This is a genomic window from Calothrix sp. NIES-3974, assembly GCF_002368395.1.
GTDB lineage: Bacteria > Cyanobacteriota > Cyanobacteriia > Cyanobacteriales > Nostocaceae > NIES-3974.
Window position 1 is genome coordinate 1,267,354 of the sequence record NZ_AP018254.1, and the last position, 24,802, is coordinate 1,292,155.

A 24,802-nucleotide genomic window follows, 5' to 3' on the forward strand; every position below is an offset into this window, starting at 1 on the left:
TCATGTAAACTATATTAAGTTATATTTCATGTCCTGCGATCGCGGATTTCTGTCCTCTCGAAAAAATAGGGAGTAGGGAGTGGGGAATAGGGGGTAGCCTACATGTAATGCTGACACCAGAACCGTAGATGGGTGTAGCGCTGCTTCTCCATGAGATGAAAGTGGTTTTTCCCACTGCCAACATCTTGTTTTGTCTCTTGTGCGTCTCCACTTTCAAGTCAACCCCCCAGGTTGTTTGAACACAACCAAACCAGAAAATAGCTCATTCCTACTCCCGACTCCCTATTCCCTTTAGTTGCTAGTCATCACTGATTCAACTTGGGTTGAAGGAACTTGGACTGAAACAGGGGGCATATTTTTGATTTCCCAAACTTTGAGTAAAATCAAATACTCGTAAAATGCTTGTAGGGTACACCAGGTAAATCCAGCACGTCCATCTAACCAACCACCAAGGAAAAAGTACATGTATATAAACCGAACTAGGGGACGAGCGGGAATCCGTAAAGATAAATCCTTCAAAGCTCGACGACGTTCAATTTCGGTTTTACCAAAGAATAAATCGACCCAATTAATTTTCCCTGATTCCAGTTGTTTAATAGTTTCTACCGCTTCATCACTGGAATAGCGGTTATGTTTATCAATCCACCGACTAAATCCCTTGCCACTAGTATAGTGGGGGTAGGTTTGGGTTAAAAATCCGGTGGAACCGTCGCAAACTTCCCGTTCTGTGTGGCCATAATCCGTAAACCAAACTTTTCCGTGTTGAAACAAACGTAATTGGTAACGGGGATACTGGGTGCTGTGACGAATCCAATGGTTCATGAACATGACTCGTTCGGCAACATAATAACCAATATGTTCACCTGTTTGGGATTTTTCGACACACTCAGCAAATAATTCCGGTGTCATGCGCTCATCAGCTTCGAGAATATATACCCAATCGTATTTGGGGGTAATATTTTCTAGCATCCAAGTACGTTGTTTCCCATGACTTTCAAAAGCATGTTCAACTACACGTACCGGATAACTACGCGCAATTTCCACAGTGCGATCGCGACTACAGGAATCGACGACAATCACATCGTCGGATAACATGGCTGATTCAATACAAGCGGCAATATCTATTTCTTCGTTATAGGTCAGAATATAAATAGAAATCATTTTAATTTTGGATTTTAGATTACTCTGCGAGAAGCTGCACTACGTGCGTCTATGGATTTTGGATTAAGTAGGGTCTGCGGAAAAAGTCTTTTCGCGAGGGTAGGGAATAGGGAGTGGGTATAGACGACCCGTCGGGTCGTCTATACAGGGAGTAGTTTTAACCTATTTGGCTCTTAGTAGCGCTTTAGCGCTACTATCAACAAGTAATAAATTAGGGATTAATTTCCATCCCTTGGCTTTTCCCATTCATCCTAAATATTTAAAGACGCGATATGTCGCGTCTTTACCAAAATGCACCCTACCCTCTGCATTCAATCTAGCGTGCAGTGGCTTTGCGACCACCACCTTGAGCGACACCCATACTGCGTAAACCCGTCCAACCAATAATGATGTAACCAATTGCCAATGATAAACTGCTCACACCAATTCTCAGTCCCGATTTAAAGGCTTGGTCTTGAGCAGCTTTTTCTCTTCTTTCCCGTTGTTCGCGAATCTGACGTTTTTGTTGAGCTGCTTGCAGTTGAGGATTTGCTTGCTCATCAAGAAACTTGTCAATTTCGGCAGGATTTTGCTTAAATCTTTTTAATAATTCTTTAGTTTGAGCAGGTACGTTTGGATCTTCTAAGCGTTGTTTATATACTGCTTCATTGTTGATTATATCCGTTAATTCTTTCTTGGCTGCGGCTTTACGCTGTTCGAGAGCTGCTTTTAACTCCGCATTCCCCAAAAATTGATTCAGTTGACTATTCAACTGATTTTCTTCCTGTTCAGCTTGCTTACCGATATCTTCTATCGTTTGAGCGCTAGCTTGGCGAACATTATTTAAATGTAGGGGGAAAATCAACAAAAACATTAATCCTAGCACACAGGATATTACCATCGCCGGCATTCGTAAATCAAATCCGCTTCGGTCATCCTCTACCATACTATCAGCCCAATAACCGGCAAATAACATGCCTAAACCGACAAGAGGTACAATTCCCCTATCTACCAGAGCTGTTGCAAGGGAAATTTGCCATCCCCGTTCAGTTGGTTGAAAGGGAAACAACAAAATCACAAAATCCAGGAAAAAAGAAAGAATACAAACCAATCCCGCAACCTTGAGAGTTCGGGAAGCAGTGATTGCAGCAAAACGATTAACCATAACTTTTTAACTTTGCAGTCCACTCAAAAATAATTACCATACATAAAGTTACTGGAAGATATACCAATAACCTTGCAGTTTCTTTACAAACTGAATCTTGTTTATAGCCACTTTTGCCATTTTTTGCAAACAACGAGGCTAAAGTCAGCAGTCGAAGGAACTGTGAATTGATAGTGAAATACGGTATACGGAAATAAAAAGCGATAAAAAGCCCTACAAACTACCCCAACCTAGCACTTGGGTTTTCTGGTGTCCTCAGAAAAAATACAGTAACATATTATACATAAGTGATTTTCATTCCACATGAATACTCCCTATTAGTTCACCGCATCAACGGGAAAAATTACCTTCATCCCACCCAATTGTGAATTTAAAATCCATAGACGCAGGTAGCGCGACTTCTCAAAGAGTAATCTCACATCCATAGACGCACGTAGTGCGGCTTCCCGTAGGGTAATCTAAAATCCAAAATTGGATAAGTCTTCAGGACGGTCGATATCCCTGAGAAGGGGGAGTAAGGTGGGGGTTAAATTCAATTTTTCCCATTGGATACATGTCTGTCTAAGCACATCAGCAGTTCCCCAAGCAATGTTAACAAATAATTCCGGGTACAGACGACGGCAACCGATTAGATAGTAACCACCATCCTCAGCAGGACCAATCACGATATCAGAATTATCCAGGGATGGGAATGCATGACCAAGAATAGTTGCATCTAGGTCGGGACAGTCAGTACCGATAATCACAGCTTTTTGACAATTTTGAGCAAAAACATCACTTAGCGATCGCGCCATTTTTTCTCCTAAGTCATCTCCATCCTGGGGGTGATAAATCCATTCATCTCCTAACCAGTTGCGCATCAATTGTAAACTTCCTCCCGCAAAACGTATCTCCACAGAGATAGATATTTGCTGTTGTAGGATACGCACTTGCTCAAGGGTATGTTCTGTCATTTGCCGTTGTAAATTAGCTGCACCTTCCGCACCTAATTTGGGAATTAATCGGGTTTTTGTCCTGCCGGGTTCGGGATAGCGTGTAAAAATAATTAGGTGGGAAGGTAAGATCATCGGATTTAAGATTTCCAGTGTTTGCGAATTGCACAACGAATTATAAACGTAGAGACGTAGCACTGCTGCGTCTAGCCAGAATTTCCGAAATTTATGTCAACAAAGTTCGTTCTAATAACAATATTTTCCGCTATTATTAGGCTGAGTGTGTTCCTTTCCCTGTCTTAAAGCTCCTAAAACCGTGGATACATAAACACAACGTTTGATTTGACTGGATGTGGGGATATGTAGGGTAATTTGTCCGAGGGTGCGTAATGAAGTTTTTATACATTCATTACTGACTGCGTATACAGGACAGCCTTGATAGTTAAATAAAATTCGCCATTCTGAAGCAGATGTGGCTTTAGGAATTGTTGTCTCTCGATTACCCTTGGGATTAACGGTTTCATCAATGCGGACATCACTGGGTAATTTTTGCCACAACCCATCCTGATTACGGATATCTGGGTGGATAAATTGATTCGGATTTGCAGGATGAACAGCCCAGGATACTACTCCATTGCTATCACTACGGAAACTAGCTTGCCAAGTGCGTTTGTTTTGAGTTGCTTCACTTTGGGCTTTACGTAGAGCCAGATAAACTTGATTTTGAGCCGTGTTGAGACGACGAACAGCAAGAAAATTCAGCCAAGTAGGTAGTGCGATCGCGCTGAGAATTCCCACTAAAATCAGCACGATTAATACCTCCAAAGTGGTAAAGCCACTGGAGCTAGATTTATGATGATATTTTGACATGAATGTAATTTGGTAAATGCATCCAAATATTTGGTTAACTAATGCACCCTAATTCATGCCATCAAAGCCAATAATTAATAATTCATCATTAAAATTAAATTACTAATATCAGCCAACCCTAATTCCTAATCTTAAATGATTGATTCGTAGTTGCGCTTTAGCGCTAATATAAACTAATATGTATCAATCGGTTGGGTGTAAAGCAGTGGTAGCTTGCTTCTTTTCGAGTACCCAACAAGACCTCATTGATATAGCCCTACTTTTAGTTCTAGAACTTACACAAGTGTCACAAAATTCTGATTTTTTGTTTTTATTAAGCACTACCCTGCTCCCGCTTGCTTCCCGCGAAAGCAGATGAATGCAATCCTTGCAAGCGACACGCTATGCGAAAACGTATAGCACTTAATTTGAGAACTAAAGTCATCACTATGAACTTAAAATAATATGCTAGTTACGTAAGTCCTGAGTTCAATTCAATCAACTTGATGATTTTTTAAATACCCATGACTCCACAAATAAAACGGACTCATTAAACTACTAACATATAACTGAAGCTCACAAGCTGCAACTAAATCAGTATTAATTACCAAGCCATACTTCCACAAATGGATGAAAATCTTGCGAACATCATTGATTACATACAATATGTAAACCAATGGACGCAAAATCGCTTTCACACCTATCATCCGCGTCACATAGCGACTTAAACCAATACCGCGAAAAAAAGGAATTAAATACTCCCTTGTTAATCGCCAAGCCGGAATTTGATGATAAATTTCCATCGTCGGATTATACCAAATTTCCCACCCCAACCTTTGCATATACCCCAGCATTTCTAAATCCTCACTGGTAAGAGTATTTCCCGCAACTCGACCATTTAAAATCGAATTTTTTGGTATACTTTCCAGCCAAGCTTGTCTACGCACAACTAAACCAGCCGATGGCGGAAGTAACTTAGATTTGGGAACATATAATAATGCTTGATTACCCCGTTCCGTAATCGCTAAAAAAGGCGCTATTCGTTGGAAATTTTCCGGTGGTTCCACTTCCCATTGGGGATGAATTTGACTAGCAAATGCTCCCGCTTGGGGATACTTTTCTCCAAATTCATAGGCATTTTTTACCCATGTAGATTCGGGGTAATTATCATCATCTAGAAATCCGATGTATTTACCCCTTGCTTCCTGAACAGCACGTTTGCGAGCATACCCAGCACCTTGTTTGGGTTCAAAGATGTATTTTAATGGGAAGGGATATGACCAATTAGCTTGATAATTTTGGATTATTTTAGCTGTGTCATCATTACTGTTGTTGTCAACAATAATTATTTCCCAGTTGATATTTTCTGTGTGAATTTGGTTTTGGAGACGGGTGAGCAATTCGGGTAAGCGAGTTGCTCCGTTGTAGGTGGGTATGGCGATGGTGAAGTCTATTTGTGTGTTCATCATGGAGCCTATCTCGCGCCTGATGAGTCTATTTTGGATTATTATTAATATTTTCCCCATCAGCTTTTATACGGATATATTCTCTAGTATTTTCACTTGTCACAATTTTTGTCTTGAGCAGTACGCATCCCACCTAGTATAGTTTGGACAATAACACATCTTTTTGTGTCACTAGGCTCATTTCTATTGGAAGTTTTTGGAACTGCAAAAACTAATCTAAGACCAATAGAATCATTCAAATTATCACTGCCAAGATTTGCATCACTTAAAGCACCTGTATAATCAAATGTTATTTTGACAGGAGTTTTTAAATCTTTAGATGCTATCGCATTAGTCGCTTGATTAGTTGCGGTTATATTAGTTCGCATTAAAAATTGATTATCTTTAACTCCGACATTTTCACCTAAAGATTTCCAAATATTAATGTCTTTCTCTGTTAATTCAGTTCTCAAAGAATCTTGTTTTCTTGCTTGAATAATTGCATATTCTATTTTGCCATTATTATCTCGAAACCAAGCACTGTAACTAACTTTTGTATTAACTGCTTTTGATTGAGCTTCCTTTAAGATAGAAAGTACAACATCATTAACTTTATTAATACGTTGTCTACTAGTAAAAGCTAGCCAACTAGGAGCGGCAATCGCAGACAATATACCTATAATTACAATAGTGACGAGAACTTCTAGTAATGTGAACCCAGCAGATGTATCTAAACTTGATTTTTGGTGAGTTTTCAAGAAACAAGTCTGGTCATTAATTTTGACATTATCTGTTGACTCAAAAGGAAGTAAATTATCAAAAATTGAGATGAATAACATTTTATTTCCACTATCTTAGTATATTACTTGATACCGATAACACCTCTGCCTTGAACTTGAAGACTTACCATTGGGAAATAAGCTCTATTATTATCACTATAAGCATTATTTTGTGGGTCAAGACGAGCGTATGCATTACCTCTCAGAAAAACTTTTGCAGAAGTATTATCTATGTCTACACAAGCATAAAAACTACTGTTAGCCAATGCTGCATTCAATCCGGGATAAGCAAAATTTCCATTACTCGCTGGAACTAGTTGTGCTTGTTTCCTTTCCTCTTGCTTATCTGCTGGTAGTCGGTCAACAGGGAAAACGGTTGTACAATCAACAGGATTAAGTGAATTATTTTTACTTTTATCGATATAATCTATTAGTACATTTGGACTGTTAGCGCGGAGATCGTAATTTACATTTGGATCTTTTTTCCAATTATTCATTTTGATCTCAAGTGTCCCTGATCCACTCAGATCATAGCGTTGAAATCCTTTATCTGGAACTAGCTCATTTCCATCCTTATCTTTCATATAATTTGGTCTTCCATCAGCTTTGAATGGCTGATCTAAATCTCGAATTCCATCTTTAATTTCAAATCTGGCAATCCGAAACTGATCTGACCAAATATTATTGCTATTGTTATTGGCATTATTTTGAATTAAATAATAGACAACTAAAGAGTATACAAAAGCGTCATCTTGTTTTCTTGATGATTTACTTGTTTTGAATGGGATAATATTTTCTTGAAATTGTCTTTTCCAAAACACGAGAACAGGGACTCTATCGTTATTAGTGGAATAAGGTAATTGATTTCTTATTGCTTGAATGCCTTTAGCATCATATATATAAACTGACTCTTGTAAATCCCGACCTATAAAATCTATGGCTAATTGTATTTCTTGTTGCGTAATAAGTTTGACTTGTTCTCTACGGTCAGTATTTAAAATATCTAACATAAAGCCGAGCAATGGTATAATCACTAAAACAGCAATAATCATTGCCACCAGTAGCTCTAGTAAAGTGAAACCAGAATTTTTTGATTTCTTTTCCTGGCTTTTTAATTTTAGTCTGTAATAAATATATAGACCCAGTATTTTTTTCATAATCAAATGCTATGGTAATCTTTTTTGATTTGTTGAATCTAGCTGTCGGGGTTAGGGATTAGGAAGTAGGGAATAGAAACTGTACTTAATCTTGTTCAATATTCAAGTATGATTCCTATATTAAATTTACCTGTTACATTCGGAGCTGGTATTTGCTGAATTCTTCAAGCGTGAACAGAAGTCAGTAAAGCTAGTATTTGCAGCAGAAATATCAGTTGTTAATTCAATTAATGGCGCTGTAACATCACCTAAACCACCAGTAAAAACTTTTTGTGTAACTCGCTTATCTGCTGTACTGGCTTTAAGGGGATTACCTGATTTGAGAGCGTCATTTCGATAAACTCGTAAACCCATCTGAAAACCACTTTTCCTATCTCCAGGAGTTCTAAAAGCTTGAATTCGCAAGTCTTGATTACTATCTTGACCTTCAGGGTTTTTACCACAAACACCACCATCAACATCAAAACAGTACAAATTCTCTAATTTTGTTGGAGCAGGAACCTGATCAAAAGTTGTTGTCACAACATCCGGAAGAGGAATATTACCGGAATTCACACCATTAATATATGATTTTGCAGCTTGAGTTGCGACCTCAATTCTCCGTGCTTGTATTCTAGTCGCTGTTGATAAAACAATCACAGGTGCGATCGCAGTCATTAAAATCGCCACGACGATAATTGCCATTAACGATTCAATAATTGTAAAACCACTTGGATTATTATCAGCTTGTGTTGCACAGGCAAAAAGTTTCAATTTTTTTATCCAAGTTTTTGAATCTGTACAATGCATATTAATGTCCTCTGAGGAGCAAAAAAACTTGATTGATTCCACAGATATTAACCCAAGTTACCAGTTATAAAAAATACGACTTTATAATTACAAAGCCTGAAGTATCAGTGTCTAAATAATACATAAAAAAAACTGAATTTTGTATTATTTTGATACCGTTCATAAGCACTAACTAGCAACTTAAGTTATTAGTTAAGACTGAAATCTTAAATTTCCCAGAATTAGTTCCTGGGAAATTTATTTTGTGTTTAATTACTCAGTCTTTTCTCTGCAATACTCTGTTGGTCTTTGATCTGCGGAAATTGCATTATTTTTACCATCAGCAGTTTTTGCACAAAGTAAGGTTTTCACCCATGGATCATCTCGATTCACTTCTCGGAAAAATTCGTTAGGTTCAGTTGTTGGAGGTAAGGTAAACGTCTGAGCAAATAAGTCTGGAAGTTGGGATAATATACCAACATCAAAACCCCATTGACGTGATGGTGGTGTATAAAAAGAGGTTCTACCTCTATTTAAATCTAATGGGTATCCGCCAGAGCTTCTGCCAGAGCTATAGTCTTGACCAAAAATACTGGAGTTGTCGTTAAGTATTGCTTCCCAAGGAGCAGTTGCATATTGACTACGCTTGTATTGAATCAATGAACCAGCAAGGCTATGATTTTGAGGAACAAGTCTGCCGTTATCTGGCTTTCCCCATCTTTCTAAATAACGAACAAAGTTTTCCAAACCACCATTAAATTCTGTTGGTCGGCTTGGTGTGTCACCACCTGCAATAATCACATTTGTTGTAGTTGTATAGCCATTTTGAAACCAATTAACTCTCCCATCGTCTCTGGAATTATTACCCAAAAGTTCTCTAAATGGTCTATCGAGATTACCGGGGAGTTCTGGTTGTGGGACATGGAGTTGCAAAACTGGTACAAGCAATGGATGCTCATTTGGATCTGTTCCTGTTAACGGCCTTCCATCTTTTGTCATGTAGTACAGGTGATATTGAGGTGCGTATTTGGTATTGTTTCCAGGTAAACCATCAAGCTTGTCTGTTGTTCTAAACCATAGAGCAGCATTTTCAGTTGCAGGAGGTACACCAAATGTCGCAAATCCAAGAGTCGTTTGCTGATTGCGGGTATAGGCGTTGATGATTTTAGTACCATTAGTACCATCTATTCCCAGTGGAACAGGCTGCCCATTATCTAGGATTAAGTTTCCATCGATATTTCGCAAAAAAGCGACACGACGAGCATACCTTTGTAAATCAACTTTCGCTAGTTCAACAGTTGTACCAGCTCTAAAAGTATCAAGCCTGTAATTTTTACCCACAACATTTTCTGGAGTTGGCTTTAATCCCGCACCATCCAGACTCCAATCCTCTGCTGTACAGGATGACACAGGTATTTTTGTGCAAATTTCCATTAGATATTCGCCAAATCTTACTCTGCGCTGAATTGGAGTAACAAAATTGTTCAGGTAGGAACTGCCTTGTTCGTTACCGTTGTTCGGATTTCCATCAAAGTCTCTAGGAACAACTATATTTCCTGTTGTTCTATACCAATCACTGCTGGTAACGTAATTATTGTCAAAAAACCCTTGATTTCTATATTCTGCTGACTTGATATCCCCTTCATTATTTCTGAGGTCATAGTCACCTTCATTACGGAAACCGAAACGAAAGTTGTCAGAAAGGACGGTGACAGCATCTGCTAAAACAGTTGCTGGTCGCCAAGTATCACCTGTTCTACAATCAGGAAGCCTAGGGTCTTTAGGACGACAAGCAAAATCGAAATCTAAATCATTATTAGGTTTACCTTGTCCACGTTGATAAAACTTACCCCAGTTGATACTGCCATCGTCTTGTCTTAACTTTTCACCAAATTCTTCCACAGGTTTGGATTTATCTCCTCCTTTAATATGCAAGTTAAAGTCACCCTTAATGTAAGCGGGTACATTAGTTGCTAAAATTAAACCTTTTTCTTCATCTCTATAGTTAGTTTGTCGATCGAGACGACTACCATTGACTAACATAATCCCATTGGGACGACGAGTGGGGTCAAGCTTATAATCGGTAGGACTGATGAGTTTTCTACGAGCAGTCACAGCTGCATCTGTTTTTTCACCCGTTTGTCGATCAGGAGTATCACTTAAATCCAGCAGCGCATCGTCGCGGGTCGCGTAGATAATACCACTATTAGGGAGCAAATATTCGGAATTATCACCAATAGTTTTTTTCCTTAGCTCATCCATATCCAAAACAGTCACCCTTACTTCTAGAGGTTGACGTTCTTCGATGGCACGATTATACTGTGGGTTTTTCCCGAGGGTTGCTACATTCGTTGTTTGTTCTACTGATTTAACCTGTCTCGCATCCAGAAATGCTTGCTCGTAAATTGCACCATGGGGAATTATGCTACTATTCGGTGTTAATTGACCATTCAGAATTTCAATAGCGCAGACAGCAGTGTCTATCGCCGAACTCTCAGACATTGATAATTTGCTGTTAGCTGGCTTAGATAAAGCCATTCTCAATGGTTCATTAACAAAACGTCCGTCTGGGTATACTAATCTGGCTTGACGTTCTAGCTGTCTGGAGTATTTACTTATCGCTGCGGCTCTAGTTCCACTATAGGGAGGATAGACAACACCATTGTTTGACTTACCACCGGGTGCTGCTGGATAAGGAAATTCTTTGGCTGATTGAGCTTTTGATGGTAAGCCAGGAGCATTATTCGCGGTAGTAGCATCGGTAGGGTCATAGTAGCTACTAATACAAGCAATCGGTCGCTGATCGATACCGTCATCTAGTTTGTAGTGATACACGGCAGTTGCTCGCATCAATAAATCACCCTTCATATCTCGTGCAACATTTGCTCCACCAGTCATTGGCATTGTATCTGGCCATACAACTATGGGGTCGAGATTTTTAAACTTTAGGCTATCTGGCTTCACTTTATTAGCTTCATTGCCAACAAAGTTGGTATCCAATGAAGGACGAGGCTGAAAGAAAGATCCATTTTGGTTTCCTGGTGTACTTTTATCTAAATCAGTTGACGAATCCCAAGGATAGAAAGCACCCTCAGATTGTGATCCATCAACAAAAATACCTGCACCAGTGACTACGCGCATTCCACCAACATTATCAAGCTTATTTTTAGGTGTTTCTGTGGCTTTTTGCTCAAAGAAACCATCGCGTTCAGTCGCTCCAGATAGACTTAATATGTCTTGAATTCGCGTGGAACGAGTCCTATCTTCGTCACTCTTATCTAAGTTTTCCTTGGTGAAATCCCACTTAATTCCTGCTTTAACTAGCTGGGTGGCTTTTCTGCCAACAAAGTCTTTAAGTGACTTATCAAACCATAGAGCAGGTAAATTATTGCCAACAAGAACGCGATCGCCAACAAATTGTTCATCTCCCTTATGGACATCCTGGAGTTTCTTCGGTTCAATTGCAGGTAACTTATCAGGATTTATAGTTAAACCCGTATTTGCATCGAATGGATATATCCAGGAATCTTGCGCTCTTAATTTATCTGTACCAACATCTTGTAGACCAGCAAAATCAGCAGATCCATCTTGATTAATAGATACTCTCCTAAATGGAACTCTGATTATACGTTTTTTAAAGTAGTTTTCAAGTTCTTCTTGGCGTACTTCTTCTACATTTAAACCGGGGTTATCTTGAATTCTAGTTTGAATTGCTTCTCTAACATCTATTGGGTCTTTGCTATAGTCACTTCTATTTGTACCCATTTGAACCGCAACTAACTTATTAAGTCGTTCAGCAAAAGCTCGTGTGTTATAGGCTATATCACCTGCGGTATTATTGACGGATTTATTTGCATTACTGATAACATGGGCTGTTCCAATGGTGACACCATCCCGTTTATATAAATGGATGGGAACATTACCTGTTCTTGAGGTTCCAGTAATTCGACCAAATCCAACATTTCCACCGACTATGATCTTACTATTCTCTGCTTCATAAAAACATGATTGTGGACTACTAACTTGATAAAATCTCACATGGTCATTGTTGAACTGTTGTGTCGTTTGAAAATTACTATTTGTAAAAATTCGTCCGTTTATCTGTAGACCACCACCAGGTGATACTTCTAGATCGTCTTCATATACAACGGCATTATTTGGAATTGGAACGCGTTCCTGATCTTGTTGATACTCAATCGCTGAAAAGCCTTTACTACCAGCTTTATATTGTTCAAATTTTGGATCGGATGGATTCTCTGTAATTGGTACAGTAGTCACGTAAACGAAAAAGCTTTTCTTAAGAGTTGTACCTGATTTGTACCAACCAGATTCACCGATTAGCGTTGCAGCAGTACCTCTTGCTGATTTACATATTCCGCCCAAAGAACCATCATCCATCGGCGGTGTTCGGGCTTCTAAAGGATTTCTTGCTCGATCTAGTTTGCCGGTTTTATCATCACGACCAGGACTACGAAAATAAATTCCATAAAGTGTGTAGCTATCAAATTTGCCATTATTATCAGTATCTACTGGATACCGCCAAGCTGTATCGATAATTTCTGTCTTTGCTAAATCTGTATCGCTTCCAGGTTGATCAATTTTTTTATTTTCGTTAACATCAAACCTAATTTGTAGTTGAGTCTCATCGCCAAATGTATACTTATTTATACCCTTTGCAAGTGCATTGTATAATGCTAAATCTGAAGGTGTAGAGCGTGGTAGTCTTGGGTCTTCAAATAATTTGTCTATTTTTGCTCTAGCACGATCAATCGCTGGCATTGCTGAACTCAACGCAGCCTCATTCACCCGCACATTACTGGCATTATTTGACCGCTCAAAGGAGCGGAATAAAATTGCCACTGTCAACAGCACAACTACCAGGGACACCATTGCCACGGTGGGTAAAACGAACCCTGAGTTTGCGGATTTGCGGGGTGATTTTGTCACCCATAAGGTGCGCAATAACCAAATTTTTTGCTTGTGGATGGCAGATGCGATCGCCCGAAATAATTTTCGGTATGTTCTTGGAATTTTTTTGAATAATCGACGATTTCGAGACATAGCTTATTCCCTGTTCAGCAATACTAATTCAGGTTTCTAATTGATTTTGATATCAAACCATAGCCACCAATTTCTTGGTGACGCTGATGACCGCCATTTTATTCCATCAGATTGTTTTTTACTTGTGATTTTATGGTTGGAATTTGAGTTTTGTAAAAGTTAACCGGATTGTTAAAGGTTTGATTTGAATTATTTAATTTATATCCGACTAGAGAAAATAAAGGCATAACTTTACATTAACTTTGCCAAGTTCATGAAAAATGCAAGGAAAGTTGATAAAGTTGTGACTGAAGGAAGTAGGAAAGTAAGTCTATATTACCCAGTTAGAAAGAAAAATCTATCATCCAGTTTTGAAGATATGGGAAATTTCCACTGATGCTTCGAGAATCCGGGTTTTGAAGGGAAAATCTCTTGGTGGTGGTGACGGATTGTCTGCCTTGTGGATATGATACTGATTCTCATAATGTTTGTAATATATCCGGGATATGAGACGTAGCAGTGCTACGTCTCTACACAAAATTCATCTGTCCCATTTTTGTTTCCAATTTGATAAAACCCGACTTCTGGTTGAGAAGCCGGGTTGGGGTTTACGGATATTCGCTGGTATGCAACGTAAAAAATATTACTAGAATTTATTAAGGTCAAGACCTGCTTCCTTAGCCATTGTCGAGAGACCTTTTTTCTCCAGAGTTTTGATGGCTTTGGTGGAAAGTTTAAGTTTAACAAAGCGGTTCCCTTCTGCCCACCAAACGCGTTTTACTTGCAGGTTAGCATGTTGTAGGCGTTTGGTGCGACGGTGGGAGTGGGATATGGAAAATCCGTTATTTGCTTTTTTACCTGTGAGTTGACAACGACGAGACATAGTTTTTACTTCTGATAATTTTTGATTTTTCGTGACAATCTCCTATTGTACAGTTTTCTCTCGGTGAGTAAAGGAAATTGTGGGAGAGACGCGATATATCGCGTCTGTAGTACAGCACGGCGTAAATATCTCCCCATTCCCTTGTATTTATTTGGCTGCTTGTTCGGTTAATTTGGTCAACACTTCGTTGGAACGTTCGACAAAGGATTTCATTCCGTCTGCATCAAAGCCTTTTTGGGTCATGAGGGCTAAGTCGTAAACGTGTTGACAAATCATGTTGACTAGTTGTCCGTTGGGAGATTCGCCACTGCCTTGAATTATTGTACCTTGGTTGAGGGTGGCGAGGTTTTGAATTAGGGGATGGGCTGTATTGACAACGAGGATATGGTCGTCAGGGAATTCGGCCATTTTTTGTTGCATGACGGCGTTCATATCCCGTAGACGACGCAATATTTCTGGTAATAATACCATTGCGGGAGGTGTTCCCTGGGGATTGTCGGATTTGATGGCTTCGGTGCGAATGTTGACGCGGGGTTTGTTGAGGGCTTTTTCAAATATTTCTTTGATGACTTGACTACGGGTTTTGTTGGTGGTGGGGTCAACGATTTCGCTGGCTTTTTCTTTGTCGAGGAGGGTGTTGTCGAGGTCGGAATCGACACGGGTAAATTTAACGTCTTTGTATTCCTGTTCGAGGAAGTTGATAAAGTGGGTGTCGATAAAGGAGTCCATGTAGAGGACTTCTAAACCTTGACTTTTGTGAAGTTCGATGTAGGTGGCTTGGGCTGCTTCGTCGGTGCAGTAAAATACTTTATTCTCGTGACGTTCTTTGTTGCGTTCGAGATATTCTTTGAGGGTGGTGTAGGGTAATTTTGCACCGGGATTGACATCTTGCCATGCGTCACCGTCTTCGTTGGGGATTTGGACGTTGGCAGTGTCTGGGTTGGGTTGGTAGGTGGTGCGGAAAATAATTGCGTCTTCAACTTGTTTTTTGAATTTGTCGTCGTTAAGTACGCCGAATTTGACGAAGGTTCCCAGGTCTTTCCAGGCGTTAATGTATTCTTCCCGGTTATCTCTGTATAATTCTTTTAACCTGTCGCCGACTTTTTTGGCGATGTAATCACCGATTTTTTTGACGGTTCTATCTCCTTGTAGGGAACTACGGGAGACGTTGAGGGGGATGTCGGTACTGTCTACAACGCCGCGCATGGGTAATAAAAATTGCGGCATGATTTCTTCGACGTTATCGCTGACGAATACCTGGTTACAGAAGAGTTTGATTTGTCCTTTGGTGACATCAACGTCGGGACGGAGTTTGGGGAAGTATAAAATGCCGTTGATAATAAAGGGGTAGTCGGTGTTGAGGTGTACCCAGAGTAGGGGTTCTTCTTGGAAGGGGTATAAATAACGATAGAATTCTAGGTAATCTTCCTTAGTGAGATTATTGGGTGATTCTCGCCAGGGTGCTTTTTGGCGGTTGAGGACTTCGCCGTTAAGTTTAATGGGTACTGGCATGAAATCGCAATAGGTTTTCACCAGATTTTTAATCCGTTCCGATTCCAGGTATTCCAGTTCCTCTTCCATTAAGTGCAGGGTGATGGTGGTTCCACGGGTGCTACGACGGGTGGAATCGCTGATGGTGAATGCGGGGGAACCGTCGCAAACCCAGTGGACTGGTTGGGAACCTTCTTGATAGGAAAGGGTATCTATTTCTACTTGGCTGGCGACCATGAAGGAGGAGTAGAAACCTAAACCAAAGTGACCGATGATGGGTTGGTCGGAGCTACCTTTATACTTACTAATAAATTCTTCGGCACTGGAAAAGGCAACTTGGTTAATATATTTTTTGATTTCCTCGGCGGTCATGCCGATACCATTATCGCTAATGGCGAGGGTTTTGTTGTTTTTATCGATGATGATTTCGATTTCCGGTTCACCAATTTCACCCTTGTATTCCCCTGCACGGGATACCATACTGAGTTTTTGAATTGCATCTACAGCATTAGAAACGAGTTCGCGAAAGAATATTTGATGGTCAGAATAGAGGGATTTTTTAATAATCGGGAAAATATTCTCAGTATGAATAGTAATATTGCCTTGTTCTAACATGATTCCCAAATCCGAAATTCAGTATAGTACGTATAATCAGGTGGAGATACCTGGTGATGCTTAGTTGGCTTAGTTTTGACTGTTAACAGTTGACGGGTATGTCAGGGTAGGGATAGAAGGGGAACAGTATAAATTATGTATTCCTCACTACACCTGTGAACTTGATTTTTGCCCTGTGTTGGTATACCGTCTTGATTTTCCTGATTTTCAGGGATATCTTACCTACCGTGGATTATACGCGCAATCGTGACGCGATCGCTCTTTGATTACAGCATTGTTTGCCGTCTAGTTGTATTTCGGATTTCCCTACATATTCCGAATGAGGGAGGGGGGAGCGGGGAGAGACGCGATATATCGCATCTGTACAGGAGTAGTAGGAAAATTAACCTGTTACCACTTATTACTCACTTGTGAGAAATACAGGTAAGTTAAAGCAAAATTACCCCAGGTCAAGTGAGTGAGTAGATGAGCGATCGCAGACGGAAGCGACTAACTATGATTGAATTAGTCTAACTAACTCAATTTGCATAAATGATGACAGGTATCTCCCAAACCTCTCGACTTCAACAGGCAGCGGAAACTTTATCTTTAATTATTACTGTTTAAAATCCTCCTCAGACCCCGAATTCTCTCCCGACCACAAATCGATATTAGTGTGATGAAAATTGCTAAGGTCTAGGATTTCGGATTTCTCATATTAACTTTGACCCTTAATTCCCCTACTTTGCTTAAATTTACCCTTCCCCCTTGGGAGGAAGGAATTAAAAGGTAGGGTAAAATTCTGTAGATGCCTTTAAATTACCGAATCCCCTCATTTTCTATTAAATATTCTAATAACACGATTAAATTTGGCAGATTATTCTTAGCAGTATTCCAAACTATTTTGAGGTTAACTTGAAAATATTCATGAGCCATCACATTTCTCATATCACCCATAATTCGCCAGGGTATTTCTGGGTAATTTGATTGAATTTTGGCTGGAATATTGATAGCCGCTTCTCCAATTATCAAAAAATCATATAGAACTGCTTTTACGATTGTTTCGTTATTTTTAAAATCGGTAAAACTCAGATTGTTCACTCAATTTTGAATTGCTATACAGGCTTGCATCATATCTTTGATACGAAACTGCCAATCTCTAGAGGGCATGAATTAAATCCTTTGTAACTACTTCCCTCATGTGTTCTCGCAAAGCATCTATAGTTCCTATATTCACTGAACAATCTAATATATCTTCTAAAAATAATCGTACTTTGATAAACTCAAATAAGCCAATTTCGCTATCAAATTCTACCAAAAAATCCACATCACTATCAGTTTTCGCTTCGTCTCGTGCAACAGAACCAAATAAATTGAGAGATTTTACTCCCATTTTTTTGAGTTCTTCTCGATGTAAGGCGATAACTTTTAATACTTCATCTTTTTTCATTGTTTTAAATATCATAATCTTAATTCCATATTGTTCACAAATTATTTTTTATGCAACACCCTTAATTTGAATATCGCTGGATTAATCTTTGTGCTGTTTGCAGGTGCTTTTGTGCTAATTCTGATGGTGTGATAATTTGTGCTGCATCCATATACCGATGCAACCACAGCAAAAATTCGTCAAAGGAGCGTCGGGGGAGGGTGACTGTATAATCAACCGATAATATTTCCCCCGTGGATTTGTCTTTAACTACATTGCTAATTTTTTGACTGGGATGACGGCGATCGCCTTCTAAAATAAACGTGGCTACGGGTGGATAAAATCTCACCTTAATGGAAGTCAATGGCAATTCTCCTGCTAGTTCTAAACTTTGTTCTTCCACATCTCCTAACTTCAAACCCCAACCGTTCTCAATCAGTCTATAGGCTTGTTTCAGCTTTTCCTGTTGTATGGCTATTCCCCTAATAGTATCCAATAGTTGACAGTAGTTGGCAAAGCGGTTTACCCGTCCAATAGCAAAATGTCCGTTGTCACAGTATTCGTACAGCAAATACCAGGCGATATCGTGGTAAATTAGTTGTAGGGGATATACCTCCATCATCCCCAGATGCTTGTGGTTGTAGGGTGAAGATTGACGGGAAATTGCGATCGCTTGTCCTTGACTAATGGCTTTTTCTACTAAGTTAATTTGATGATATAAATTGTCTTTATTTTTACCTTTGGCAATCATTTCCTCCGGGTCTGTGTAGACTATAGCTCGGTTTAAATGTTGACGTACTGGGTAAAATAATTCACCTTTTAGTTCCCCATCCCAACCCCGCAGACGTTTTTCTAAGGACTCGTATATCAATCGCACTTGGGGATGACCTTGAAATTTCGCCTGACTTAGTAAAGCATTGAGCGCAACTTTCAGTTCCTCAATGGTCATTACACCTGTTCCCAGGTAATAACCCCAACGGTACATTCGTTGATTGAGGATGCCATATTTGCGTAATATATTTAAATCCTTCCGCAGGGTGGGAATAGCGGGATAACCAGGGGGAAGGTCGATATTTAAACTGTGTGCTAATTCTCGAAAACGCTTTTGCACCTGCGCGATCGCATCATGGTGTTTTTTCCCTCTTGACTCAAAGCTATCGGGACAACCGACTCCTGGATATTTGAGGAAGGTAGCAATTAGCAGTAGAAGTCGTTCGCAAGTTATTTCCATGCAGTCATATTGTGGTGTTACCAAATTTTAGAGACGTGATATATCACGTCTTTATCTTTTGAGGTTTTCAAAATCGCTAGACTAGAAATTTTAATTTGTCAAGACAAAAGAAAATATTGGGGTACCTTAAATTTTGCTGGGTAAACACATTATAAGCCAACCTTTTGAACGACTGATAAAAGTAAGTTAAATATTTTCTTTTACTGGTCAGTTAGGTGGGATTTTTGGGAAAATCAAAGTAAAATATATAACCAAAATATAATAAAAATAAGTAATTAAAACTAAATTCCACCTACTAATCCAGGCTACCATGTATATCTCACCGCGTGCCGCTTTTATCCGCAATACCCTAGTTTCCCTTGGAACTGGAATTATAACTTTGGTAATATTGCTCATCGCTCCCTTGGGACTAGCTGCTGTAATTATTAATACTTTGTTAGTAACGGCTGCCACATTTACCATTTCCACCATTGCCGATCGGGTAATATTATGGCTAGAACCAGGACAACAAGCCGAGTTGTTAGGTGATTCACATCGTGGAAAAATAAATAAGCGTAGAGATTAGAACAATTCGTAACATTTCCGACAAAAGAGACGTAGCAATGCTACGTCTCTACACAACGTCAAATTTTCAATTCATATATTTATTCAGCAACGCCAATTATCTCAGATGAGGATTTAGCAGCACAGTGATTGCGTAAATCCTGACAAATTACAAATTACGTAGCTAGCTTCCCGCGAGCGGGTATTACGTACGCGAAGCGGCTTGCCGCAGGCTATTACAAATTACGAATTATATTAAAATGTTAACTCTCTACGTTTCCCAGCAAAATTGCTACGTTGGTTTAAACCAAGAATCACTAATTATCAAACAGGGTGAAAATATTCTTGGGGAGGTGCAATTACCCCTATTAGAACAAGTTTTAATATTTGGTAAATCCCAAGTTTCCACCCAAGCAATTCGAGCCTGTTTATGGCGTGATATTCCCATTGCCTACCTGTCGCGAATGGGTTATTGTTACGGACGCATATTACCAATTGCCAGGGGTTTTCGTCAATTATCCCGTTATCAACAGCAGCTTTTATTAACAGATAATTTGATTACTGCTCGTGCCATTGTTCAGGCTAAACTAAAAAATAGTCGGATTTTATTACGACGACAACGAAAGCGATTGGAATCCACTAATATTGAAGCTGTTTTACAAAGTCTTGATTATTTAGCAACTCAAGCAGGTACTGCCGAAACCAGAGAAAAACTTATGGGTATTGAAGGTGCTGGTGCTGCCCAATATTTTAGTGTATTGGGGGAATGTTTGACAAATTCTGATTTTATTTTTACCGCCAGAACCCGTCGTCCTCCCGGTAATCCGGTAAATGCTATCTTAAGTTTTGGCTATCAAGTTTTGTGGAATCATCTATTAGCTTTGATTGAATTACAAGGACTTGACCCTTATTATGCTTCCCTTCATATCGCCCACGATGGACATGCAGCTTTGGCTTCAGATTTAATTGAAGAGTTTCGCGCTCCCATTGTAGATTCCCTGTTGCTATGGTTAGTCAATAGCCGGGTAATTGATGCTCAAAATGATTTTGAATATCGGGATGGTGGTTGTTTTTTAAATGACACAGGAAGAAAAAAATATTTGCAGGCATTTTCCCAACGGATGGAAGAACAAATTCAAGATGATAATGGCGAGAAACAGCCCCGTTGGGATTTATTAACGCGACAAGTTAAAGCCTATAAGCAGTTTGTGTACAATCCCAGCTATCAATATCAACCCTATCAAATCAGGTAATGCTGTTATATATTGTTGCCTATGATATTCCTTGTGACAAACGACGCAAGAAAATATCAGATTTACTAGAAGGGTATGGACAACGGGTGCAGTATTCAGTTTTTGAATGTCAGCTAACCCATAGCAAATTCAAGGAACTGTGTCAGCGACTGCGGAAAGTTGTAAAGTTAGAGGAAGATAGTCTACGCTTTTATCCCTTGTCCCAGCATACCCTAGGACAGGTTGAGGTTTGGGGTGTTAGTCCTCCGGTAACTTCCTTTCCTAGTTCGGTGATTATCTGACTTTGTGCGAGGGGGTCAGGAAATCGCCGAAATGCCTATTTTTTTGTTGACCCCCTCGCCGCCTTGCTGTGTAAGGGTTTGAAGGATTTTTGTCATGGATTTTTACTGCTTCGACGACAATTTTTTAGACCCCCTCGCAATCCGCCTCTGGACATCTTGCTGTATCAGGGTTTAAAATCGAGGGGTCTCCTCTTATGAGGGGAAATAATTGATTGGAAACCAGATTAAGCGTGTCAGAATAGTTAAGCGTGCTGATGGTTATTATTGTCTCCTCTTATGAGGGGAAATAATTGATTGGAAACCTGAGACACAGTGAACGACACCACAGACACTGTGCTGTCTCCTCTTATGAGGGGAAATAATTGATTGGAAACTATGCTATCACGCCAGCCTCGGAAGCCAGCAATACAGCGTCTCCTCTTATGAGGGGAAATAATTGATTGGAAACCAGGTAAATTGTTTTGTTTACTACAGTATGCTCCAAAGTCTCCTCTTATGAGGGGAAATAATTGATTGGAAACAATAAGCTTTACCCGCCTAAGTGTATGGCGGACAACGTCTCCTCTTATGAGGGGAAATAATTGATTGGAAACGTGACTCCAGTTTGGCGGGACTGGAAGTAACCTCATGTCTCCTCTTATGAGGGGAAATAATTGATTGGAAACCCCAAGGCAGCGTCCATCCACTTGCGCTGCACCAGGCGTCTCCTCTTATGAGGGGAAATAATTGATTGGAAACCTGGGCTATGTATGCACAAGAGGGTGATTCGTTGAGGGGTCTCCTCTTATGAGGGGAAATAATTGATTGGAAACACTAATCCCGTGTAGGAAGAGGTTTTAAGGTCGATAGTCTCCTCTTATGAGGGGAAATAATTGATTGGAAACCTTGAGCAGCTCCTCGACCAGCACCAGGTCGAACCGGTCGGCGGGTCTCCTCTTATGAGGGGAAATAATTGATTGGAAACTGGCGGTAAGGAATATTATCACCACCAGTCAGGCACAAGTCTCCTCTTATGAGGGGAAATAATTGATTGGAAACGAGAAAACTCCCTGCACTGGAGAGCCTCTTTCACTAATTCAAGTCTCCTCTTATGAGGGGAAATAATTGATTGGAAACCCAAGTCCCACACCAACCCCAACACCCACACCAACCCCAAGTGTCTCCTCTTATGAGGGGAAATAATTGATTGGAAACACAAAAGTTCGGCAGCATAATCTCTACTGCCGTACCCCAGGGGTCTCCTCTTATGAGGGGAAATAATTGATTGGAAACGGAATGCGATCGCAATGTGGGAATGAGATGGATGCGGTCTCCTCTTATGAGGGGAAATAATTGATTGGAAACTTTAGTTCCATATCTCCTCGCTTCTTTCCTCTTGTTTTTGTCTCCTCTTATGAGGGGAAATAATTGATTGGAAACTTTAATGCTTTTCATCTAGACCTTGTCCAGTGCCCCCGTCTCCTCTTATGAGGGGAAATAATTGATTGGAAACTCAACACTTCACTTCCGGATCAATAGAGCCTGCCGAGTCTCCTCTTATGAGGGGAAATAATTGATTGGAAACTTTATGTCATTTGTAAGCCATGCTTTGACTATTTCTAAAATTTCAGTCTCCTCTTATGAGGGGAAATAATTGATTGGAAACGTGGTGCAGCTTTAAGTGAAGGTGGTAAGCCTATTATTGCTGTCTCCTCTTATGAGGGGAAATAATTGATTGGAAACCTAATTTCTTGGGGGATTCCATTCTTTTCTCCCAAGTCTCCTCTTATGAGGGGAAATAATTGATTGGAAACACTATTGAAGGGTTGGTACATCAATTAGCAAAGTTCCCTGAAGCTGGTATGTCTCCTCTTATGAGGGGAAATAATTGATTGGAAACACGGAATACGCTACTTTCTTTTGTCTTAACCAGCCCTTAACGTCTCCTCTTATGAGGGGAAATAATTGATTGGAAACAAACCCAACAACTCCTTGGCTTTGTCTATTATCTGATAGTCTCCTCTTATGAGGGGAAATAATTGATTGGAAACATGAAATGCAATTCTTCATCTTATTCCCAAGAAAATGTCTCCTCTTATGAGGGGAAATAATTGATTGGAAACTGTTGACGTCGATGATCTGGGCGCCGTTCTCGACCTGCTGTCTCCTCTTATGAGGGGAAATAATTGATTGGAAACATGGAATGCCCTTTGTGCAGTTATGGTAAAGCTCTCAAACATGGCAAGATGCCCAATGCCATCTATAGAGAAGATCCTACATTGCAGTAGTTATTAGTTTTATATTATTCTTGGCGTACCTACTAGGTAGAGTGCCTTCATCAGCTATTGAAAAATTAAAAATTACTAAAACTAAACTGAGAGCAGACAATAAGTATGTCATTATGTCTACCACGCAAAGGTTAACCAGTTCAATAAAACTGGTAGGAGGTAAATTCTATGTTCAAAAAAGCACCCACAGCCATTCTTAGCCTAGGCTTAACAGTGATTTTGTACGGCGTTTTACCCACCCAAGCAGAAACATTCTCCACCAATCCACAAAATCCCACCGTCCTAAAAAGCAATACTATTTCAGGGCAAATTCTGCCCACCAAAGGGAAAAAGTATTATGTAACTTTTTTGGCGGGATCAGGCAATATTTTTTTTGATGTGAATATTGCTCCTAAAGATAATAAAGGAGCGGTTTTCTTTTGGCAGGTATATCGCAATGCCACAGATGCGGTTAAGGACAACCCTCTGTGCACAGGCAATCTTTACCTAGAAGTAGAGAAAAAAGGAGATAAGTGTGTAATCACTACTCCTGACAAAAAGCCACAGGCAGTCCTTCTCAGTTTTGGTGCCTATCCCAACTCTGACCCTGTAATGCTCAACTACACCATAAAACTGAGCGGTGATTGGCAAGCCCTCTCAGACAGTGCTACTAGCGCAGTTGACCTGAGCATGCGTCGAGCTGTTTATTTTGCCACAGGCTACACCAAAAGTGTAAACACCAGCACTCCTTACGCCACTCCCGGTCAACCCATTACCCTAAATAGGGCTAACAACAAACGTTGTGGCAAAGCAAGTTGTGTTTATTGGGCAGGAGTTTTTATCTTTAGAAATAGCACCGCCGGTAATTTGAAAGTACCAGTAAAAATTACGAGTGGAGGTTCATCTCAGACGGCTACAGTGGAATTTACAGATGGCTCAAAAATTGCCGAGTTAACCAAGGGTATTACCATCAACAATGGCACCAATAAAGTAGTCGTAGAAATTGATCCAGATAATAAACTCGGTGAAGCCAATCGCCAAAACAATACCCTGACTGTAGATGTAACCCTGAAACCATAGTCTGCGGGGCTTTACTAATCTAGTAGTCTAAGCTCCCTCTTTTCTAATGGGTATTTTTGTTTTAGCCCTAATTACAGCGATCGCAGTCATGATTAAAAATTTTAATTCCCAGTTGTCTACTATTTTCAAAATGACCTATCCACTCTTCAAGCGTTGATGATAATACCGTTGTTTATACTGATCATTCAATCGATACTACTGAGTTTGCTGCTGACCGGGAACATGCGATCGCTGGTACTCCACCATATTAATTTTGATGGATGAGGAAAGGCATGTGTGTACTTGAGGGCCTTTATATTAAAATTTTTCCGGGATAGAGCCACAACTACGAACCCTTCAAAACCCATGGAACAAACCACTAGAAAAATGCGATCGCGGTTGTTGACCGTTGGAACAGCATAACCATTCCCGTCTGTCAATAAAAAAGAAAATATCCCACTATAACTCATAAACAAACCAAACGTCCAATCTGTAGGATATTCAGCCATCAAAGAAA

19 protein-coding genes and 1 CRISPR repeat array are annotated in these 24,802 nt (G+C 39.9%); of the genes, 4 read left to right on the top strand and 15 right to left on the bottom strand.

Annotated features, from left to right (window positions below):
* Nucleotides 1–291: 291 nt before the first annotated feature.
* From CDC37_RS04910 to CDC37_RS04975, 14 genes are all read right to left on the bottom strand, one after another.
* Nucleotides 292–1,161, bottom strand: coding sequence for a glycosyltransferase family 2 protein (locus CDC37_RS04910; RefSeq protein ID WP_096620746.1), 870 nt, complete (start codon nucleotides 1,159–1,161; stop codon nucleotides 292–294).
* Nucleotides 1,162–1,477: 316 nt separating this feature from the next.
* Nucleotides 1,478–2,305 carry a hormogonium polysaccharide biosynthesis protein HpsJ gene (hpsJ-B, locus tag CDC37_RS04915; protein ID WP_096620747.1) on the bottom strand — a complete coding sequence of 276 codons (828 nt, stop codon included), beginning with the start codon at nucleotides 2,303–2,305 and terminating at the stop codon, nucleotides 1,478–1,480.
* A 458-nt stretch (nucleotides 2,306–2,763) separates the two neighbouring features.
* A complete protein-coding gene (locus CDC37_RS04920) occupies nucleotides 2,764–3,372 on the bottom strand; it encodes a TIGR04282 family arsenosugar biosynthesis glycosyltransferase (RefSeq protein ID WP_096620748.1) in 609 nt (202 codons plus the stop codon).
* 111 nt (nucleotides 3,373–3,483) lie between these two features.
* The gene (locus CDC37_RS04925; RefSeq protein ID WP_096620749.1) at nucleotides 3,484–4,107 is read right to left on the bottom strand and encodes a pilus assembly FimT family protein; all 624 of its coding nucleotides are present in this window, start codon (nucleotides 4,105–4,107) and stop codon (nucleotides 3,484–3,486) included.
* Between the two features lie 473 nt (nucleotides 4,108–4,580).
* Nucleotides 4,581–5,552 carry a hormogonium polysaccharide biosynthesis glycosyltransferase HpsE gene (gene hpsE / locus CDC37_RS04930; RefSeq protein ID WP_096620750.1) on the bottom strand — a complete coding sequence of 324 codons (972 nt, stop codon included), beginning with the start codon at nucleotides 5,550–5,552 and terminating at the stop codon, nucleotides 4,581–4,583.
* A 92-nt stretch (nucleotides 5,553–5,644) separates the two neighbouring features.
* A complete protein-coding gene (locus tag CDC37_RS04935; protein WP_096620751.1) occupies nucleotides 5,645–6,370 on the bottom strand; it encodes a pilus assembly FimT family protein in 726 nt (241 codons plus the stop codon).
* A 23-nt stretch (nucleotides 6,371–6,393) separates the two neighbouring features.
* Nucleotides 6,394–7,467 (bottom strand): hormogonium polysaccharide secretion pseudopilin HpsC, encoded by a 1,074-nt coding sequence (gene hpsC, locus CDC37_RS04940; protein WP_096620752.1) that lies wholly within the window; start codon nucleotides 7,465–7,467, stop codon nucleotides 6,394–6,396.
* A 126-nt stretch (nucleotides 7,468–7,593) separates the two neighbouring features.
* A complete protein-coding gene (locus CDC37_RS04945) occupies nucleotides 7,594–8,220 on the bottom strand; it encodes a prepilin-type N-terminal cleavage/methylation domain-containing protein (RefSeq protein WP_231943222.1) in 627 nt (208 codons plus the stop codon).
* 288 nt (nucleotides 8,221–8,508) lie between these two features.
* Nucleotides 8,509–13,296 carry a hormogonium polysaccharide biosynthesis protein HpsA gene (gene hpsA, locus CDC37_RS04950; protein WP_096620754.1) on the bottom strand — a complete coding sequence of 1,596 codons (4,788 nt, stop codon included), beginning with the start codon at nucleotides 13,294–13,296 and terminating at the stop codon, nucleotides 8,509–8,511.
* Between the two features lie 625 nt (nucleotides 13,297–13,921).
* Nucleotides 13,922–14,158 (bottom strand): 50S ribosomal protein L28, encoded by a 237-nt coding sequence (gene rpmB, locus CDC37_RS04955; protein ID WP_096620755.1) that lies wholly within the window; start codon nucleotides 14,156–14,158, stop codon nucleotides 13,922–13,924.
* A 147-nt stretch (nucleotides 14,159–14,305) separates the two neighbouring features.
* Nucleotides 14,306–16,264, bottom strand: coding sequence for a molecular chaperone HtpG (gene htpG / locus CDC37_RS04960; protein WP_096620756.1), 1,959 nt, complete (start codon nucleotides 16,262–16,264; stop codon nucleotides 14,306–14,308).
* Nucleotides 16,265–17,062: 798 nt separating this feature from the next.
* Nucleotides 17,063–17,344, bottom strand: a complete 282-nt coding sequence (locus CDC37_RS04965) for a HepT-like ribonuclease domain-containing protein (protein WP_197707044.1) — start codon at nucleotides 17,342–17,344, stop codon at nucleotides 17,063–17,065.
* 58 nt (nucleotides 17,345–17,402) lie between these two features.
* Complete coding sequence (locus tag CDC37_RS04970) at nucleotides 17,403–17,693, bottom strand: nucleotidyltransferase family protein (RefSeq protein WP_096620757.1); 291 nt, start codon at nucleotides 17,691–17,693, stop codon at nucleotides 17,403–17,405.
* A gap of 61 nt (nucleotides 17,694–17,754) precedes the next feature.
* Nucleotides 17,755–18,903 (bottom strand): helix-turn-helix transcriptional regulator, encoded by a 1,149-nt coding sequence (locus CDC37_RS04975; RefSeq protein ID WP_096620758.1) that lies wholly within the window; start codon nucleotides 18,901–18,903, stop codon nucleotides 17,755–17,757.
* Between the two features lie 310 nt (nucleotides 18,904–19,213).
* Between CDC37_RS04975 and csx18 the strand changes: the two genes are divergently transcribed.
* From csx18 to CDC37_RS04995, 4 genes are all read left to right on the top strand, one after another.
* Nucleotides 19,214–19,468: a CRISPR-associated protein Csx18 gene (gene csx18 / locus CDC37_RS04980; RefSeq protein WP_096620759.1), complete on the top strand. Its 255-nt coding sequence runs from the start codon at nucleotides 19,214–19,216 to the stop codon at nucleotides 19,466–19,468.
* 238 nt (nucleotides 19,469–19,706) lie between these two features.
* Nucleotides 19,707–20,699, top strand: a complete 993-nt coding sequence (gene cas1, locus CDC37_RS04985; protein ID WP_096620760.1) for a CRISPR-associated endonuclease Cas1 — start codon at nucleotides 19,707–19,709, stop codon at nucleotides 20,697–20,699.
* A complete protein-coding gene (gene cas2 / locus CDC37_RS04990) occupies nucleotides 20,699–20,980 on the top strand; it encodes a CRISPR-associated endonuclease Cas2 (RefSeq protein WP_096620761.1) in 282 nt (93 codons plus the stop codon). The genes cas1 and cas2 overlap by 1 nt, the downstream gene beginning before the upstream one ends.
* A gap of 184 nt (nucleotides 20,981–21,164) precedes the next feature.
* Nucleotides 21,165–23,157: a CRISPR direct-repeat array (repeat unit 36 nt; unit sequence GTCTCCTCTTATGAGGGGAAATAATTGATTGGAAAC).
* 258 nt (nucleotides 23,158–23,415) lie between these two features.
* A complete protein-coding gene (locus CDC37_RS04995) occupies nucleotides 23,416–24,306 on the top strand; it encodes a hypothetical protein (RefSeq protein ID WP_096620762.1) in 891 nt (296 codons plus the stop codon).
* Between the two features lie 185 nt (nucleotides 24,307–24,491).
* Here the strand turns inward: CDC37_RS04995 and CDC37_RS05000 are convergent, their stop codons facing one another.
* A complete protein-coding gene (locus CDC37_RS05000) occupies nucleotides 24,492–24,794 on the bottom strand; it encodes a hypothetical protein (protein WP_096620763.1) in 303 nt (100 codons plus the stop codon).
* Nucleotides 24,795–24,802: the final 8 nt, after the last annotated feature.

Coding starts and splice junctions, on each gene's coding strand:
- CDC37_RS04975 (WP_096620758.1), bottom strand. CDS start 18,903: ATGGAAATAACTTGCGAACGACTTCTACTGCTAATTGCTACCTTCCTC.
- hpsE (WP_096620750.1), bottom strand. CDS start 5,552: ATGAACACACAAATAGACTTCACCATCGCCATACCCACCTACAACGGA.
- rpmB (WP_096620755.1), bottom strand. CDS start 14,158: ATGTCTCGTCGTTGTCAACTCACAGGTAAAAAAGCAAATAACGGATTT.
- hpsJ-B (WP_096620747.1), bottom strand. CDS start 2,305: ATGGTTAATCGTTTTGCTGCAATCACTGCTTCCCGAACTCTCAAGGTT.
- hpsA (WP_096620754.1), bottom strand. CDS start 13,296: ATGTCTCGAAATCGTCGATTATTCAAAAAAATTCCAAGAACATACCGA.
- htpG (WP_096620756.1), bottom strand. CDS start 16,264: ATGTTAGAACAAGGCAATATTACTATTCATACTGAGAATATTTTCCCG.
- cas2 (WP_096620761.1), top strand. CDS start 20,699: ATGCTGTTATATATTGTTGCCTATGATATTCCTTGTGACAAACGACGC.
- CDC37_RS05000 (WP_096620763.1), bottom strand. CDS start 24,794: ATGGCTGAATATCCTACAGATTGGACGTTTGGTTTGTTTATGAGTTAT.
- csx18 (WP_096620759.1), top strand. CDS start 19,214: ATGTATATCTCACCGCGTGCCGCTTTTATCCGCAATACCCTAGTTTCC.
- hpsC (WP_096620752.1), bottom strand. CDS start 7,467: ATGAAAAAAATACTGGGTCTATATATTTATTACAGACTAAAATTAAAA.
- CDC37_RS04920 (WP_096620748.1), bottom strand. CDS start 3,372: ATGATCTTACCTTCCCACCTAATTATTTTTACACGCTATCCCGAACCC.
- CDC37_RS04995 (WP_096620762.1), top strand. CDS start 23,416: ATGTTCAAAAAAGCACCCACAGCCATTCTTAGCCTAGGCTTAACAGTG.
- CDC37_RS04935 (WP_096620751.1), bottom strand. CDS start 6,370: ATGTTATTCATCTCAATTTTTGATAATTTACTTCCTTTTGAGTCAACA.
- CDC37_RS04970 (WP_096620757.1), bottom strand. CDS start 17,693: ATGAAAAAAGATGAAGTATTAAAAGTTATCGCCTTACATCGAGAAGAA.
- CDC37_RS04910 (WP_096620746.1), bottom strand. CDS start 1,161: ATGATTTCTATTTATATTCTGACCTATAACGAAGAAATAGATATTGCC.
- CDC37_RS04925 (WP_096620749.1), bottom strand. CDS start 4,107: ATGTCAAAATATCATCATAAATCTAGCTCCAGTGGCTTTACCACTTTG.
- cas1 (WP_096620760.1), top strand. CDS start 19,707: ATGTTAACTCTCTACGTTTCCCAGCAAAATTGCTACGTTGGTTTAAAC.